Here is a 15,780-nt window from a genome sequence, read left to right on the forward strand (position 1 = left end):
TATGCTATAGCGATGTTTTTTAGCAATGGCTGATTTCCTTACTCATATTTAAGTGCATCAATGGTATTGGCAGTTGCCGCTTTGTAAGATCTGATACTTACGGTGATCAAGGTGATGATCATAGAAATACACATGGCCAACACGAAAGGCCATACGCTCAGGTCTATCCGATAAGCAAAAGTCGACAACCATTTGGAAACAAATAGGTAGGCCAATGGCCAGGCCACCAGGTTTGCCAGAAAAACCATCACCAAAAATGATCCATTGAGCAGCTTCACCAATTCTAAAGTAGAAGCACCTAATACTTTTCTAATGGCCACCTCTTTAGTCCTTTGAGCAGCTACAAAAGAGATCAAACCAAATAAGCCAATGAAAGAAATAAAGATAATTACAGCGGCAAAGACCTTAAATAATACTCCCATTATCGCTTCACTTTCATAGTAGCTATTGATTCTTTCCTCCACAAAACTGGACTCGTAAATCCCTTGTGGGAAGCTCACATTCCATAAGGCTTCAATTTGCTGCATCGCAGGAACCATATTTTTACCCTCCAGCTTTATAGCTGCAAGCCAATATTGATTTTTATCTGAAGAAATGGCCAGGCCCGAAATGTTCTCTTTTAAAGATTTATCATTGTAATCTTTGACTACACCAAGGATAGGGATATTGACGTTTGACGTCCTAATCATTTTGCCAATGGCCTTTTGAGGGTTAGTAATCCCTACTTTTTTAAGAAAAGTTTCATTGACCACATAACCATTAGTTGTATCGCTTTTCTTAAAAATCTTGCCCGCAATAATTTTCAGGTCAAACAGCTTAAAATAATTTTCATCTGCTTTAGAGACCCTGACTTCAAAATCATGATTTTCCTGCCCATCGAAAATGAAGCTGCTTGAATTTACATCCTGGGAAAGTGGGGGAGACTGACAATAACTCAGCATCTGAACACCCGGGATTTGAAGGACCTTCTCTTTGAAAAGTTGGTGTCTGCTTTTACTCGTACTATCTCCCGGCATGCCAATCATGGCTACCGCAGTGGAGCTAAATCCCAATGGCTTTTGCTTCAGATATTCCATTTGACGAACGATCACCAAGGTGCCGATAATCAGTATGATGGTAATCGCAAACTGTACCACTACCAGGATTTTACGCATGCTTAGGCCACTGTTATTCAGTGCTACCTTATTTTTTATGGCCAGTGCCGGATTAAATCCAGAGATAATCATTGCGGGATAGAAACCTGCTAAAAAGCTAACAAACACCACCAACAAGGCCATAAATACAAAAATAACAGGATGACCAAACAGGCTGAATGTGATTTGATTTTTGAAAAGATTCTGCATTAATGGGATCGCCAGCTCCGCAAGGATGCAGGCAAATAATAAGGCGATGACCACTAAAACGACCGTCTCGGTTAAGAATTGTACCATCAGCTGTTTACGTTTACCACCCATTACTTTACGAACGCCCACTTCTTTAGAGCGGTTTACCGCCTGAGCAGTATTTAAATTGATAAAGTTGATGCAGGCGGTACAGATTAAAAATAAACCAATGATGGCCAGACCATAAATCTGATGTTTATTTATCGTCGAACTGGCGAAATTATCATAGAGTTCCGCAAAGTGAATCTCTCTTAAAGGCTGTAGTCTGTTGACCTGGTTACCAGAAACCTTTTTATCAGTGTAATGTATTTTGTTGAATTTGGCCAGCGTCTCTTTAAGGTCCTCAGCTTTTAAGCCCTCTTTAAGCAATACATAACTGCTGTAGCTTGAATTTATACAATCCCAGCAGGTACCATTTCTTTCCGAAAAACTTTTGTAGCTAATGACCAATTTTATGGGTAAACTGGTGTTTTGAGGCATATCCTGAAATACACCTGTCACCTTTAATTCTGTTTTAGTACCCATGGTGATGCTTTTGCCAATTGCATTTTCAATGCTGCCAAAATATTTTAAAGCATTCGCCTTAGATAAAGCGACGGTATTGGGTTCTTTTATGGCTTCTGAAGGTTTACCATATAACCAATCTATTTGAAGCACCTCAAAAAACTCTGGCTCAGCATAATAAACATCTTCCCGGGTTTTAATAACCTCTTTACCTTCTTTATCTTTGATACGTACTATGTTCCCTCCCTTGGCAATTGTACCTATCTTTTCTATGCCCGCAATTTCATTTCTGGCTGCCGCAGTGAAAGGTAAGGGCACACCAGAAGAGTAATCGTCAAAAGAATTGTATTTCCAATCGGTCACCACACGGTAAATGCGGTCCTCATTTTTAAAGCCTTCATCAAAACTCAGTTGGAAACGGATAAATATAAAAATCAGGATACAGCTTGCCATGCCAATGGAAAGACCAAGAATATTAATCAAGGTGTAGCTCTTGTTTTTCCAGAAGTTGCGCAAAGCGATTTTTAAATTGATCCTAAACATCATGCTGTTTTTCTTTTCCCCTTCGCTAAGGATATGCCAAAGCCTAAAATAGGGAATAACTAAGTGTTAAATCGCATTTAGAGATTTTAAACTGTTCGTTAATGCACAGCAGCTGATCGAAACTGCACAGCTTATTCTGGAATATTCCAGATAAAATTAATAGGAGAGAGTTATGTATTTCATACAGCCTCCCGTTTTGTTTTCCAATTAAAGTAGTAATTGATGATCAAATTGTAGGCTTAGGTGCTACAATTGTTCATTGTGATGTAGCCTGGCTTGGGCATGTGATTGTTGATGCTGGATATAGATTGGCCTAAGGAATTTATGGAGCATGTTTTTAATAAGAGTGGTTAAGTATTAAGGAAAACAGAAAATCCTGGAACCGGTAGATTCCAGGATTTCATTTACTTTATTTTTACATATTTAAAACCACAACCTTCTATACATGGTGGGCTCAGAATTAACGTGTCATTTTTTATCTTATAATAATAATTCCATACAGAAGTATCTTTTTTTACAAATGATAAACTAGTGCTGTCGGATTTAGTGTAGATTTTGAATGCTTTGTCACGACTCCACTCCAGTTTTCCATCCTTTTTGAAAAGAATATTTTCAATAGGAGCATTACTATCGACAGGTCGCCATTTTCCACTGCCATCACCTGGGTCTGCTAGTGTTTCAATAAGTTTCCAATTTCCAGAGAGTGCCGGATCAAGATTTGGCTTGTTAACCGATTTATCTTTGCTGCAGGAAATCACAAAGAATAAACACAGAATAGAGGTTAATTTAAATAAGGTTTTCATAATGTTTTGGTTTTTCTATAAAAACGTAATTTTTTGGAAAAACGCTACACTATAAAAAAATAAATTTATGATCATTCAATTCATTCCTATAGCTGCCTAATGACTTATTTTATAGCGTATAAAATTATAGAACCGTTTTTTCGCCGTGAGATGTTGGTTTGGAAAACCGACTCCACAAAAGGCTTTTTAAACTTGGATAGGTCTGTACAGGCGGGTTTAATTAGTCGGAGATAGCAATAACATAGCACAGGAAATCCAAGGTAATAAACAACAACCATCATCAATGGTACTATGCCCTCTGGTTTAACAGGATCTGTGTGGTATGTTTTTACCAATAGCTGCGAGCCAATTGTCTTTTCCTTCGAGAACAAAATCATGGAACAGAAATTATACCCCAGGTGAATTATTAATGGGAGTAGGATAGTGCTGGATTTTACAAATGCCAATGCCAGCAAATATCCCATGATACCGGTAGAAATAAATACCGTCAGCATTTTAAGAGGCTGGCCTATTATGCCATAGGAGAACCAATGAAAAATGCCGAAAGCGATTGCGGATATGGCAATGGCTTTATTGGTGCCGAGTTGCCTGATCAGCAGGTAAAACAATGCGCCGCGAAATAGGAGTTCTTCAAAGATGACCCCTTTAAGGACAAAAAAGGAACTTTTAAAAAAATCAATAATTGTATAATCCGGATTGAATTGATAAGGGTTTTCTACCAATAAAGAGATGCTGAGGTAAAGGAGGGATAGATAAAAAAGGGGGAAGGCAAATCCGAATCCCATTAAGCGGGCTTACTCATCATATTATTGACAGCTGCCTTTCTTTCTCAATCCAACGGCTTTCCTGAAACAAGTTTTGAACTGTTCTTATTTCTGGCCCTAATTGTGGCAACGAGTGGATTTATATTTTGGCGTATAAACACATACTAGTACCTTTAATTGTAGTAGTAAAAAAACAATGATGAAGAATTTGATAAAATGTTTATTGTGCTGTATTCTGATGTCAAATATAACTGATGTCAATGCACAAAATCCGCTGGTTAATAAAACGGTTAAGGACTCAGATATGCTGGTTCGTATTTCAGAGATCGAAGTTTTTCCCGAGTATTTGGAATCTTATAATGCCATATTAAAGGAGGAAGCTGCGGCTTCTGTAAAAATTGAACCTGGTGTTATCGGAATCTTTCCAATGTCTATAAAAGAACAACCTAACCAGGTTCGGATTGTTGAAATCTATGCCAATAGGCAAGCCTACCAGGCACACCTGGAAACAGTGCATTTCAAGCATTACAAGACAGCAACGTTAAAAATGGTGAAGTCGCTGAAACTAATGGATATGGATGCCCTGGATTCTAAAACTATGAAATTAATATTCAGTAAAATGAAGTAGCATTTTTAAAAGGAGTGTAGTCCTGGATGCGGCTACTAAAGTGATGCCATTGCTACAAAGCGCCTAAAGTTTATTCTGCCAATCTACTTAGGTGTAAAAATACCCTAGCAGATCGTTTTCTGATTAGGTTTAAATTATAAATTAACTACATGAAATATTTCTTTTTAATCTTGCTGGGCATGACTGTCCTCTCCTGTAAATCACAAACAAAAACAGATCTTTTAGCCTTAAAATTCGATGAGAGTATATCAGGTATTGCCCAGGCAGATCCGCAATTGAAAAAGGATCAGGATCCTAATCTTGGATTGAACGCGTTCAGGACAAATCAACCAGGTAATTATAATATTGGTGAAATTAAACTGAGTACTTATTCTTTTCCTACTGGGTACCCTGCAGATTATAACCAGCTGTATTTGTTTGTTGACAATAAGGATCAGGCCAGCTATTTAGGTTTTAAATACAACACTGTTCATCAGGAAGAAACAAAGGCCATCATCAACTATTTAAAGAAAACCTATCCAAAGTACGAAGAGAGAGCTACGCAGGGAAATGGCGAGTCGTTTTTCTGGGATTTACCAACGCTGAATGCATGGGTTTTTGTTGATCAGGGAATTTCAAAAGACAAGAATGCAAAGCAATTTCTGAGCACCAATTTTATCTATGTAAAAAGAGGTACACGAATGGAGAATAGCAAGGATAGTAAAGTGATCACTATTAAAGAATATGATAAAATGATGTATCCGGATGTCCTTAAATAATCCTGGCTTGGCTGCTTGTAATAAATCGATCGTCGCTACAAACCTTCTTCTGCATTGTGTTTTTAGCGCAGAGGAAGGTAAGTTTCTTTTAGAGGTTCATTTTTACGATGAATAATTACAGCAGCACAGTTTCCTTCTGCTGTGATTTCAAATGCAATACCTTGATGACTATCGTATAAATCGTAATTACGAGGAGAAGCATTAGACAGACTGACCTTTTTGAGGTCAAATTTATCTTTTAACAAAGATAAAGGGGAGGAAACGCCCAGACCATCTTCAGTGCGGTATGCTGGCGAATTGAGTCGGATTTGCCTGATTCTCGCAATAGGATTACTTCCTGTATCCCTTACCGTATAAATGGCAAAGGAAGTAGACCTGGGATCATGTTCTTTATACCAGAAAGCAACTGTTTTTTGCATGGCTGCATCGCTTGAATCAGGTTTTCCTAAGGTTTTCAAAGCCTCCGAGGCATCCTGTTCTATAGCGATATTCCCTGCTGAAACACCAGGTATGAGTAAGGAATCTCTATTCAGTTTACTTTGTGGAGTTTTTGTGGTATCGCTTTCGCTTACAGCTGTATTTTGGCTACTTTGGTTACATGCAGCCAATATGGTACATAGGAGTAGAGTCGGGTAAAATAATTGGTGCTTGAAAAATTTCATGGTATTTTGTTGTTGATCGGTAAACCAATAAACAGGCAACCACCAGCATTGTTTGATCATCAAGCCTAGTTCAGCTCAAGTAGAGATTTGAGTCTACAATAGGTTATATATGATTGGTTGTATATATCTTTACCACAGAGATGAAAAGCGAGTATATTAAAGAAGCCTTCGGAAATATTGATATTTATTTATTCGACCAATTGGCTAAAGGCACCTACGATGAGTGCAATGTCATTTTGGATGCCGGTTGTGGAACAGGCAGGAATTTGCTTTACTTTTTAAATAGTGGCGCAAAGGTTTTCGGGGTAGATCAAAATCCGGCAGCGATCTTGCAGCTCAGGAACCTTGCCAGTCAATTTCCTCAGATCAATCCAGAAGAAAACTTCAAAGTGACAGCAGTTGAACAGCTGCCCTTTGAACCAGAGCAGTTCGACCTGGTGATGAGTAGTGCTGTACTCCACTTTGCTGAAAACCTCAATCACTTTGAAGCGATGCTGAATTCCATGTGGCGCGTTTTAAAGCCTGGAGGTTATTTTTTCTGCCGGCTAGCATCAGATATAGGAATAGAGTCGTTGGTAAGGTTTATCGGAAACGGCAGGTACATACTTCCAGACGGATCAGAGCGCTTTCTGGTCAATCAGGAAATGTTGCTCAGACTCACCAAAAATCTTGGCGGGGAACTCCACGAACCCATAAAAACCACTAATGTCCAGAACCTGAGAAGCATGACGACCTGGTGTGTACGTAAAAAATGAAAACCTGATTTTCGACTTCAGTAAGGGTATGACGGGTGAATATCATTCTTGCTACCTTATAAAAGTCTTTCAATTTCGTTATTTAAATCTTCAATTAAAGTATTTGAATATCCATCCAGTGTAAATGCAATTTCGCCGCTTTGGTTTATGATAAATAATGCAGGTGAAGTATACACATGGTATAGTTTTTCTATCAGATTCCCTTCGTAAACGGTGGTCATGGTTAAGGCTCTATTCTTCATAAATAAGGCTAGCTTATCCTTTATTGGATCATCTTTTGTATTTACACTCACAAAAACCACTTTACTCTTGTCAAATTTATCATGAAGTTTTTGCAAGTCTATCATCTGCTTTTGGCAAGGTGCACAGGCCTTGTACCAGAAGTCAAGGATAACAATTTTGTTTTTAAGATCATTTAGTTTTAATGTTCCGCCAGTTAACAATGGCAATTCCCAATCAGGCGATATACTGCCTTTTTTGAGGAGTTCATCACTTTTAAGCTCAACTGTCTCATCAATTGTGATTTCCCTGTCATAGCCTGATAAGGATTCCTTATTGAATTGTTTGTCGTTAATAGTGGTATTAGGTTTAAAGTCCGAAATCCAGATTTCAAAAGTCTGGATTTCTTTTGCGCTTGCAATCGTATTTTCAATAATATGCTCCAGGCCAACAGGTATAAAACTGTTAACAGAGACATAATAGTTCGCAAAACTCCTGTTATTTTGACCAATGTATGGTGGTGCGCTTATCTTATAGCAAGATTGTCCTTTATAGCTGACCTTATTTGGGAATAAAGTCCATTTTTCTAGCTTTTGTTGTTTAGTAGTACGCTGAAATTCATAATTAATTGATTTAATAAGGGGAACAAATAAAGTGCCTTGTTTTAATTGTTTAATTTTCTGAGGATTGTTCACTAGAGGGGCTATTTCGAGCTTCCTATCCCATGGTATTAATACGAGCAATTCGCTGCCGTTATAAAGCTGCTGAACGCCTGAACTGCCTAATGATGAGATCTTGTAGCCAATTATTGTATCTAAAGGATTTGACTTAAAATAATAATCGTAGGACTCGAATCTCTTACTACTATCTTCTCCCACTGACACTTTTGTATAATTGTCATTTAGTTTGAGATGGCCACTTTTTATTTGTTGGGTAGCATCATCAACCTTCTTGAATAGTGTAGGCAAATCAATTGTTTGTGATTTTGCATATAGACAAATCACCTGGAATAGAATGGTAAGAATTAGATTTTTCATTAAAAGAGCGCTTGATATGAGATTTGAGAGGTGTATGATTTGAAGGCTTAATATACCTCTTTTTTAAATGTTGACTGAATTTATGTCTATTTGATTCGTGGATCTTCAACCTGTGAGTTGTTTAGATAGAAAAATGGTATGTGATTCAAGTTGTTCATTAACTGTGAAATGAGGTTTGTTCGGTGAGTACCTAAAAATACCTTTAACCTTATATTTGAATTTGTACTTTATTTGGCTTTGGTTTTAAATTGGATAGACCATGGCAAATTGATCCCACTTCGGCAATTTTGTAATAACCCCAATTGCTATTAATGGTAAGTTGATTAGATCTTGTTTTGAAAATGGCGAAGTAGGGACAGTCAAATTGGTTTCTCCAGTGTGGTTACTAAATTAAATCAGCCTAAAACTTACTTTAGTAAAGCCATATCTTTTCCCACTTTAAAAAAGTAAAACAAATTTAACTTTGCTACTAAAAAAGGATTGGTTGAACATCAAAGCAAGATAGTCTGCTTTGGAAAATCAAATTGTTCTCCGTCAATGGTGGCTCTTTGTTCCAGACAATCGTGAAATATTTATTGGTGCCGTCTCTGCCATAAAAAAACGATCAAAATTTAGCGGTTCGTTTCTGCAAAATCGCACAAAGTACCGAGTATGACGCTCAGAATTTCACCTTTAGGGGTCAAAGAATATTGAGTTCTTGCTGTTGAATTCAGTATATTAATTTTAGTAATCAGGCCATGCTGGTGGAGCAGTTTAAGCCGGACAGCTAAAATGTTGTCACTAATGTGCTCAAGATCTTCTTTTAAGCAACCGAAATGATGGTTGCCCTCCTCGATACTGAATAGTACCTCAGTCATCCATCTTTTACTCAACATATGGATCAGTTCATTAAGTGCACATTTCTCTTCTAAAAAAGATTGGTTATGGAAGTTAGTAGAGCTTTCTTTTCGTTCAGCAGTCATTGTAGCAGTAAATTGATCCACCCTAAGTTAGCTATCTTTTGGATGAATCAATTGTAACATTCTGGCTTACTTTATCAGCCTCAGTTCATTTACATATTTGGTAATCAGATCTATTTCTTCCTGGTTGAGTTGAATGTCGGCTGCCTCTGCATTTTCCAGTGCCTGTTTTGAATTTCTTGCTCCGACAAGAGCAATGGTAATGCCTGGTTGCAGCACTGTCCATTTAAGAACGAGCTGGCTTAGGGTGATGTTCCTTTTATCGGCGATTGGGGAGATCCGGGCAAGGAAATCATTCACCTTTTGTAGGTTTTCGTCCTTATAAAAGTGAATCCCTGACCGGTGGTCACCTGCAGTGAATTTATAGCCAGGCTTCATTTTTCCGGTCAGAAGGCCTCTTTCCAACGGGCTGTAGGCAAGTATTGATTTACCATGTTCCATGGAATAAGGGATAGTTTCCATTTCAATCTCGCGCTTGACCATGCTGTAGGGAACCTGATTGGAAACAAGGTTAACGTATTTTTCCGCTTCGTGCATATGCTGAGCACTGTAATTACATACGCCTGCGTACCGAACTTTTCCCTGTTCGATCAGCCGACTGACGGCTTCCATACTCTCCTGTATAGGAGTAATGATGTCCGGCCAGTGGATCTGGTAGAGGTCTATGTAATCGGTACCAAGCCTTTTCAGGCTGTCTTCACATTCCTTGATGATACTTTCTTTACCAGCATATTTATAGATGTCAATCGCTTTACCGCTGTTGTCTTTACTGTGCATGGCCAGCTCTCCTTTAACCAGATTCCAGCGCATACCAAATTTGGTCAGTATCTGTACCTTGTCCCGGGAAATGTATTTGATCGCTTCTCCGACAATCTCCTCACTCAGGCCTTGTCCGTAAATCGGTGCGGTGTCGATCGAGGTCACCCCCGCATCAAAAGATTCTTTAATGGCATCTATCGCTTCACCTCTTTCGGTGCCTCCCCACATCCATCCTCCTGCGGCCCAGGCACCAAAAGTGATCACTGATAATTTAAGATCGCTGTCACCTAATTTTCTATATTCCATCGTATTTCATATTATTGTTTTATCTCAGCGCTTGGCAATTGTGTATTTCGTTTGCAAATTAACATGAAATTCGCGTTGAACCCTGCAACTCATAAAATTGTGAGTAACTCATTGAGCAAGGTATTTGTTAGCTTTAATCTCTATTTACACACAAATCAAATATTAAACTACATGTCAAAGAAAGTATTACTGTTATTTTCGCTGCTGTTTGTTGTTCTGGTACCACAGATGTCAAAGGCAGCCGCAAAGCTTGATTTCTACCAGATCAAAATCTATCATCTAAAGACTGCTGAACAGGAGAGCCGGGTCGACCAGTTTTTAAAGGATGCCTATCTTCCAGCTTTGCACAGGGCTGGGATTTCCAGTGTAGGTGTATTCAAGCCCATTGTTGAAGCCGGTAAGGTAGCTGAAGAGAAGTTGATCTATGTGCTGATCCCTTTTACTTCCCGGGATGAGTTTTTTAAACTGGATTCGAAACTAAGCAAAGACCAAAAGTTCCATTCGGATGGTGCAGCGTACCTGGATGCCAAATACAATGAGCCTCCGTACAGCAGAATGGAGACGATTTTGCTGAATGCATTTGAAAAGAACCCGAGGTTCGGTCTTCCAAATCTAAGCGGAGCAAAGAAGGATAGGGTTTATGAATTGAGAAGCTATGAGGGGCCAACAGAGAAAATATCAGCTAATAAAATCCGGATGTTTAATTCAGGAGATGAGGTTGGTTTGTTTAAACGATTGGGCTTTAATGCCGTGTTTTATGGACAGGTGGTGGCGGGTAGTTCAATGCCGAACCTGATGTACATGACCACGTTTGAAAACCGTGCTGACCGTAACAAGCACTGGGATGCGTTCGGAAAGGACGATTACTGGAGAAAGCTTTCTGCAATTCCCGAGTATCAGAATAACGTTTCCAAAGGAAATACTTGGTTTCTGTATCCTACTGATTATTCAGATATATAAATTATTGGTTAGAATGGCAATATAAGCTGCGCTGTCTTTGGCAGTGCGGCTATTGCAGGCATGATAGGCTATTTTAAAACGAATTGTTGGCAAACTCACCCTTTTCTGTGACTACCTGATTTCCCCAATCAGTAATTGTTTTTAAGACTGGTATAAATGTTTTTCCAAAATCCGTTAGACTGTAAACAACTTTAATAGGAGGTTTTTGGCCATATGCTTTCCTCAATACTAAGCCGTCCTTTTCTAGTTGTTTTAACTGTAAACTCAATGTCATTTCAGTAATATTTGGTATTTCTTTCCGAAGCTCGCTATACCGTTTTTCAGCATCTTTTAAATGATACAGAATTACCGCTTTCCATTTGCCGCCTATCAAATCCATCGCAAGACTTATCGTACACGGATAAGCTCTCCCTTTTAGTTTTACATAATCACCAATACATTCTGTTTTCATTCTGCATTTTTTAACCTATCTGTTTGGATAGTTATTGTAAATGTAACCTACTTAAAATAGTTTTACGCCCGTTTGCTGGACGGTGATAAAGCAAATGAAAGTCTCAATTTATTATTAAGTAAGTATACGCTGAACAATTTGTTTGATACTCATCCACCTTTTCAGATCGACGGTAATTTCGGTGGAACAGCTGGTATTGCAGAAATGCTTTTACAAAGTACCAATGGAACAATTCGCCTGTTGCCGGCCTTACCAGGCGCTATACCTGATGGTCAAATGAAAGGGCTTTGTGCCCGTGGTGGTTTTGAGTTAGAAATGGATTGGAAAAATGGAGAATTGATAAATGCCAAAATTTTGTCTAAGCTTGGCCATCCGCTAAGGATTAGTTACAAAGGTAAAACTGTAGAATTTAAAACCGATAAAGGTGGAAGGTATGCTTTGTTAAAAGATTTGGCTTTTGTGAAAAGCAATTGATGTGTACCCTTCCATAATCTCTAACCTGTCTGCTGACCAGAATGCAAATTACAAAAGCATCAAAGTTATTAGCCAGGATAAAATTTTTGATTTACTCACCGAATCACTCACCTACAGGATTGGAAATCGTGCAAAAATTGTAACCCTTTAAAATGCAAAAAGCCTGCTATCTTACGATTTGCAGGCTTTTAGTTGGTTTTGATGACCATTTAGCGGAGAGTGGGGGATTCGAACCCGCGGACCCTTTGACAAGTCAACAGTTTTCAAGACTGCCGCAATCGACCACTCTGCCAACTCTCCGGCGCAAAAGTACAAATCTTAACTGGTTTTCCAAATTTAGATTGAAATATTTTTAACTTTTTTCAAAAACCTTGATTTAACACCTGTAATGGCCTATTCGAAGGCTATTTTTATTTCTTCAACCTGAATTAAGAACCGAATTTCTACATGTTTTACCGGGCTAACCTTTCTATTTTGATCGCACTTCCCTCAAATCCGACTAAAAACCTAATCAAACTACCTGGAAAAACAAGTTCATTACCTGTCTTATTTGCCCCCTCATTATGTCGTTTTTGCACTAGTACAAATTCTACTTTCCGATATAACTTTGGATTAGTAAATTTAACTTAATCTCTAATGCCATGATAAACAAACTAATTAGTCAGAGGATTACTGCAAACTTATGGTTTGACAGAAATGCGGAAGAAGCGGTCAATTTCTACACCTCAATATTTAAAAACTCGAGCATCAAAGGAATGACTCATTATACAAAAGAAGGGTTTGAAGTACATCAAATGCCGGAAGGAACCGTGATGAACATTGTATTTGAACTTGATGGGCAAGAATTTCTAGCTTTAAACGGAGGCCCTATTTTCAAATTCAATGAAGCCGTTTCTTTTGCGGTCAACTGTTCCGATCAAGACGAAATCGACTATTACTGGAATAAACTTGCTGCAGGTGGAGATCCGAAGGCGCAAGTCTGCGGCTGGTTAAAAGATCAGTTTGGACTTTCCTGGCAAATTGTGCCAACGATTTTGTCAGAACTGCTCAAAGACAAAGATCAAAACAAAACCAGCAGGGTAATGGCGGCAATGATGCAAATGAAAAAGATCGACCTCAGTTTGCTGCAAAAAGCTTTTGCTCAGCCGTAAAAGCTTTCGCCAACTCATGAAAACAATAGAAAAATAATCAACCTAATTATAAACCAATAAACACAATTTTAAACCAATGAAAAGGAACAAAATAATCTTCTGGACGGCCACCATTCTTATTTTCTTATTTGAAGGAGTAATGCCAGCATTCACTTCTCAAACAGAAATGGCAAAAGAAGGCATCCGACATCTGGGCTATCCCGAATATTTCGGCATTGCGCTCACTGTTTTTAAAGTACTGGGTGCAATTATATTGATTGTCCCTAAAGCACCAAAGCGTGTCAAGGAATGGGCTTATGCAGGCTTTGGTTTTGATTTCATTTTCGCCTCAATCAGTCATTGGGCAGTGGATGGCTTCGGAATGGAGGCGATATTCCCTTGGATCGTTTTCGCGGTTCTGGCGGTATCTTATGTGTATTATCATAAACTTTCCGATGCGAATCCAATAGGATAAAATGCAGCTGTAAAAACCTCTTTAATGAACAATGCCCAACTGATGCTGGGCATTGTTTTATATTTTAAGAAATATTGCGCTTTATTAAAAGCCAGCAATGTTATTTCTTATTGTTCTCCAAATAAGTTTCTAGAATGCTTTTTAGATAAAGCTCAGGCTTAGGCATGATGATCACTGTACCAGGCTCTTTATCTTGAGAATGCTTGATGTAATTCGCTTTGATCTTTCCCCATTCTTTTGAATAAAGCTGGATAAAAGTATCTACAAATTGTTTATCAGTATAATCTTTTGGAAGCTTACTTAATACAACTTCAATTTTCTCTTCTTTTCTATGTAATACTGCCATGGTAATTTCTTGATATTTTCTACGGCAAAGCTATGAAACAAATCCGAGTTAAGGCTTATGATTCTTCAGGATATGTGCGGCAATAAGTATTTTTAAGATAAAATGGTTTTATTTGGATATAATTTTCCCATATCGGATTAAATTCGAATCCCGATCAATGTCATTGATAAAATAGAAGATGGCTTTTAGTGTTAGCCAGGCTTTCCTGGCAAGTGTTCCAGTTTGTTTTTGAGCACCTTATATTCTTTTTCCAGGTATTTAAAAGCCTTCGTTTCCAACGGCATGCCATAGTTTTCTTTCAATTGACCTAAATAACTGCTGGCCACCTGATCAAACCTCGTTTTTACCTGCTGATATTGCTGCTTTGCCTTCTTTTCTTCCTGATTTTCAGCGATACCATTCAAATTACCCAGGTAAACACTGTCGGACACCATGGCCCATCCGCTGAAATAAAGGAAATGTAAGGTTCTATTTGTTGGGTTAATTCTTTGGCAGATAGTGGAATAAAGCATTTTCCTTCAGACCTTCTGGCAATGTTCAGATACTGACGACCCTTTTCGATTTCCGGTAAGCAAATCATCAGAATCACACTGTCGTTGCCTGCTAATTCCTCTTCCTCTTGAGTATCCCAGCTGATTTCCAAACCATTTTCCACTTTAATGATTTTTAAACCTTGAGTTTCCGGCATGCTGCCCTGACTCGGCATCACCTTACTGTAATCGATCTGAATATTAGGATATTCGCCCTTTAAAGCATGTTTTTTATGGTAGGAAGTAGCCAGATTATGGGCATTATGAACGGTACCTCTGGCCTGTAAACCATAACCGAGCTTAATAAAATTACCCATGGTTCTGAGCAGTTTGGTAGTCACTGCCATTGCCAATAAGATTGAAGCACAAACATGCCGATTCAGCACTTAAGCTGAACACAGGTAGAATAGGGAAGAAGGTTAGAGGTAGCTTTAAGTAGGTAGCCTTAAATAGGTATTCAATCTAAGGAACAGGAAAACCGATCGCCGCAAGAAGCTCGAATGGTAAAAAGAAGCTCAGAATAGGTTTCGAAAGCGCGCGCGGGAATCTGGAATGAAAAGCAAATGCTAAAAATGGGAGCCGTTTAAATCAATAGCCTGGCTTTACTACTTGTTAGTTTTTGTTCCTGTTTTTTCAGGATGTAAAAATTTATCTGTTTCAGCCCTTAATTCGTCCAGCCGATGGTTGACTAGTTCGGTCTTTTTTTTAAGCTCAGCAGTATGTGCTGCAAGATTTTTGGTGATTTCGGCACTGCTTTGTGCAGCATCCTGTTTGTTTGATTGATCCATGACGATTGGAATTAATACTTAAATATACTAGAAAAATTAATCCTTGTTATTAAAAACAGGTTAAATTTTTCTACTTAAACCAAATAGGAGTGTACTCGTTTTTTTGCTTACATTTCTCCTTTTTTTAATGGTAATTTTTCATGTTTACCATCCGATTTTAAGTCGTCGATTTCTTTGTTTAAGAAATAAGATAAGCCCGTTCTAATCACTACAGTGCCCGCTAAAATCCCTAAATCCTGAAAAGAGGGATTAACGATGGTTTCTATAATGTCTGAAGCAATTAGAAACTCTAAGCCCAATAACAAATAATAGCCGACCTCAATTTTAATATGAACTGTTTTTTGTAAGGAGAACCCTTTACCCAATCGGTTTAACTCATTCTTTATAAAATGATAGAGTCCGATTACTGCACCGTAACAGATAATACCGATACTGACATAACTGATGATATGAGAGGTATAGATCAGTATATCATGCATAGCTGATTACAATGTATTAGAAAACGTAATGAATTAACCCCCTGTTTATTACAGGAAGTTACGAAACT

Annotated in this window: 20 protein-coding genes and 1 tRNA gene; 7 read left to right on the forward strand and 14 right to left on the reverse strand. The window is 38.3% G+C overall.

Annotated elements, in window-relative coordinates; all coding sequences use genetic code 11:
* Positions 1 to 38 precede the first annotated feature (38 nt).
* The 3 genes from K7X70_RS23070 to K7X70_RS23080 form a co-directional block, all read right to left on the reverse strand.
* Positions 39 to 2,432 (reverse strand): ABC transporter permease, encoded by a 2,394-nt coding sequence (locus K7X70_RS23070; RefSeq protein WP_255607585.1) that lies wholly within the window; start codon positions 2,430 to 2,432, stop codon positions 39 to 41.
* 401 nt (positions 2,433 to 2,833) lie between these two features.
* Entirely contained in the window at positions 2,834 to 3,232 is a 399-nt protein-coding gene (locus K7X70_RS23075) for a hypothetical protein (RefSeq protein ID WP_222539274.1), read from the reverse strand.
* Between the two features lie 104 nt (positions 3,233 to 3,336).
* Entirely contained in the window at positions 3,337 to 4,017 is a 681-nt protein-coding gene (locus K7X70_RS23080; RefSeq protein WP_222539275.1) for a CPBP family intramembrane glutamic endopeptidase, read from the reverse strand.
* A 217-nt stretch (positions 4,018 to 4,234) separates the two neighbouring features.
* Between K7X70_RS23080 and K7X70_RS23085 the strand changes: the two genes are divergently transcribed.
* Together K7X70_RS23085 and K7X70_RS23090 are read left to right on the forward strand one after the other, a co-directional pair.
* A complete protein-coding gene (locus tag K7X70_RS23085) occupies positions 4,235 to 4,624 on the forward strand; it encodes a putative quinol monooxygenase (protein ID WP_255607586.1) in 390 nt (129 codons plus the stop codon).
* A gap of 149 nt (positions 4,625 to 4,773) precedes the next feature.
* The gene (locus K7X70_RS23090) at positions 4,774 to 5,382 is read left to right on the forward strand and encodes a hypothetical protein (RefSeq protein WP_222539277.1); all 609 of its coding nucleotides are present in this window, start codon (positions 4,774 to 4,776) and stop codon (positions 5,380 to 5,382) included.
* Between the two features lie 62 nt (positions 5,383 to 5,444).
* Here K7X70_RS23090 and K7X70_RS23095 read toward each other — a convergent pair whose 3' ends face one another.
* The gene (locus K7X70_RS23095) at positions 5,445 to 6,044 is read right to left on the reverse strand and encodes a hypothetical protein (protein ID WP_222539278.1); all 600 of its coding nucleotides are present in this window, start codon (positions 6,042 to 6,044) and stop codon (positions 5,445 to 5,447) included.
* Between the two features lie 140 nt (positions 6,045 to 6,184).
* Between K7X70_RS23095 and K7X70_RS23100 the strand changes: the two genes are divergently transcribed.
* Positions 6,185 to 6,799 carry a class I SAM-dependent methyltransferase gene (locus tag K7X70_RS23100; protein WP_222539279.1) on the forward strand — a complete coding sequence of 205 codons (615 nt, stop codon included), beginning with the start codon at positions 6,185 to 6,187 and terminating at the stop codon, positions 6,797 to 6,799.
* Positions 6,800 to 6,855: 56 nt separating this feature from the next.
* On the opposite strand, the gene K7X70_RS23105 is transcribed toward K7X70_RS23100, so the two are convergent.
* The 3 genes from K7X70_RS23105 to K7X70_RS23115 form a co-directional block, all read right to left on the reverse strand.
* Positions 6,856 to 8,055 carry a TlpA family protein disulfide reductase gene (locus K7X70_RS23105; RefSeq protein ID WP_222539280.1) on the reverse strand — a complete coding sequence of 400 codons (1,200 nt, stop codon included), beginning with the start codon at positions 8,053 to 8,055 and terminating at the stop codon, positions 6,856 to 6,858.
* A gap of 611 nt (positions 8,056 to 8,666) precedes the next feature.
* Positions 8,667 to 9,017 (reverse strand): winged helix-turn-helix transcriptional regulator, encoded by a 351-nt coding sequence (locus K7X70_RS23110; protein WP_222539281.1) that lies wholly within the window; start codon positions 9,015 to 9,017, stop codon positions 8,667 to 8,669.
* A gap of 66 nt (positions 9,018 to 9,083) precedes the next feature.
* On the reverse strand, positions 9,084 to 10,079 hold the full coding sequence (locus K7X70_RS23115) for an aldo/keto reductase (protein WP_222539282.1): 996 nt from the start codon (positions 10,077 to 10,079) through the stop codon (positions 9,084 to 9,086).
* A gap of 171 nt (positions 10,080 to 10,250) precedes the next feature.
* Between K7X70_RS23115 and K7X70_RS23120 the strand changes: the two genes are divergently transcribed.
* Positions 10,251 to 11,039, forward strand: a complete 789-nt coding sequence (locus tag K7X70_RS23120; RefSeq protein ID WP_255607587.1) for an NIPSNAP family protein — start codon at positions 10,251 to 10,253, stop codon at positions 11,037 to 11,039.
* 73 nt (positions 11,040 to 11,112) lie between these two features.
* Here the strand turns inward: K7X70_RS23120 and K7X70_RS23125 are convergent, their stop codons facing one another.
* Entirely contained in the window at positions 11,113 to 11,490 is a 378-nt protein-coding gene (locus K7X70_RS23125) for a winged helix-turn-helix transcriptional regulator (protein WP_255607588.1), read from the reverse strand.
* A gap of 72 nt (positions 11,491 to 11,562) precedes the next feature.
* Between K7X70_RS23125 and K7X70_RS23130 the strand changes: the two genes are divergently transcribed.
* The gene (locus K7X70_RS23130) at positions 11,563 to 11,964 is read left to right on the forward strand and encodes a glycoside hydrolase family 95-like protein (RefSeq protein ID WP_222539283.1); all 402 of its coding nucleotides are present in this window, start codon (positions 11,563 to 11,565) and stop codon (positions 11,962 to 11,964) included.
* Between the two features lie 213 nt (positions 11,965 to 12,177).
* On the opposite strand, the gene K7X70_RS23135 is transcribed toward K7X70_RS23130, so the two are convergent.
* Positions 12,178 to 12,264: transfer RNA gene (locus K7X70_RS23135), tRNA-Ser, on the reverse strand.
* Between the two features lie 341 nt (positions 12,265 to 12,605).
* Here K7X70_RS23135 and K7X70_RS23140 point away from each other — a divergent pair.
* Positions 12,606 to 13,115: a VOC family protein gene (locus K7X70_RS23140; RefSeq protein WP_222539284.1), complete on the forward strand. Its 510-nt coding sequence runs from the start codon at positions 12,606 to 12,608 to the stop codon at positions 13,113 to 13,115.
* 76 nt (positions 13,116 to 13,191) lie between these two features.
* Positions 13,192 to 13,569 carry a DoxX family protein gene (locus tag K7X70_RS23145; protein WP_222539285.1) on the forward strand — a complete coding sequence of 126 codons (378 nt, stop codon included), beginning with the start codon at positions 13,192 to 13,194 and terminating at the stop codon, positions 13,567 to 13,569.
* A gap of 100 nt (positions 13,570 to 13,669) precedes the next feature.
* On the opposite strand, the gene K7X70_RS23150 is transcribed toward K7X70_RS23145, so the two are convergent.
* The 5 genes from K7X70_RS23150 to K7X70_RS23170 all read right to left on the reverse strand — a co-directional run bounded on the left by K7X70_RS23150 (position 13,670) and on the right by K7X70_RS23170 (position 15,712).
* Positions 13,670 to 13,915, reverse strand: coding sequence for a hypothetical protein (locus tag K7X70_RS23150; RefSeq protein ID WP_222539286.1), 246 nt, complete (start codon positions 13,913 to 13,915; stop codon positions 13,670 to 13,672).
* Positions 13,916 to 14,106: 191 nt separating this feature from the next.
* A complete protein-coding gene (locus K7X70_RS23155; RefSeq protein WP_222539287.1) occupies positions 14,107 to 14,319 on the reverse strand; it encodes a hypothetical protein in 213 nt (70 codons plus the stop codon).
* Positions 14,316 to 14,792 carry a DUF6266 family protein gene (locus K7X70_RS23160; RefSeq protein WP_222539288.1) on the reverse strand — a complete coding sequence of 159 codons (477 nt, stop codon included), beginning with the start codon at positions 14,790 to 14,792 and terminating at the stop codon, positions 14,316 to 14,318. The genes K7X70_RS23155 and K7X70_RS23160 overlap by 4 nt, the downstream gene beginning before the upstream one ends.
* 258 nt (positions 14,793 to 15,050) lie before the next feature.
* Entirely contained in the window at positions 15,051 to 15,233 is a 183-nt protein-coding gene (locus K7X70_RS23165; protein ID WP_222539289.1) for a hypothetical protein, read from the reverse strand.
* A gap of 107 nt (positions 15,234 to 15,340) precedes the next feature.
* Positions 15,341 to 15,712, reverse strand: a complete 372-nt coding sequence (locus tag K7X70_RS23170; protein ID WP_222539290.1) for a DUF1622 domain-containing protein — start codon at positions 15,710 to 15,712, stop codon at positions 15,341 to 15,343.
* Positions 15,713 to 15,780 lie beyond the last annotated feature (68 nt).

Origin of the sequence: Pedobacter polysacchareus, assembly GCF_019802255.1 — a bacterium.
Taxonomy (GTDB): domain Bacteria; phylum Bacteroidota; class Bacteroidia; order Sphingobacteriales; family Sphingobacteriaceae; genus Pedobacter; species Pedobacter polysacchareus.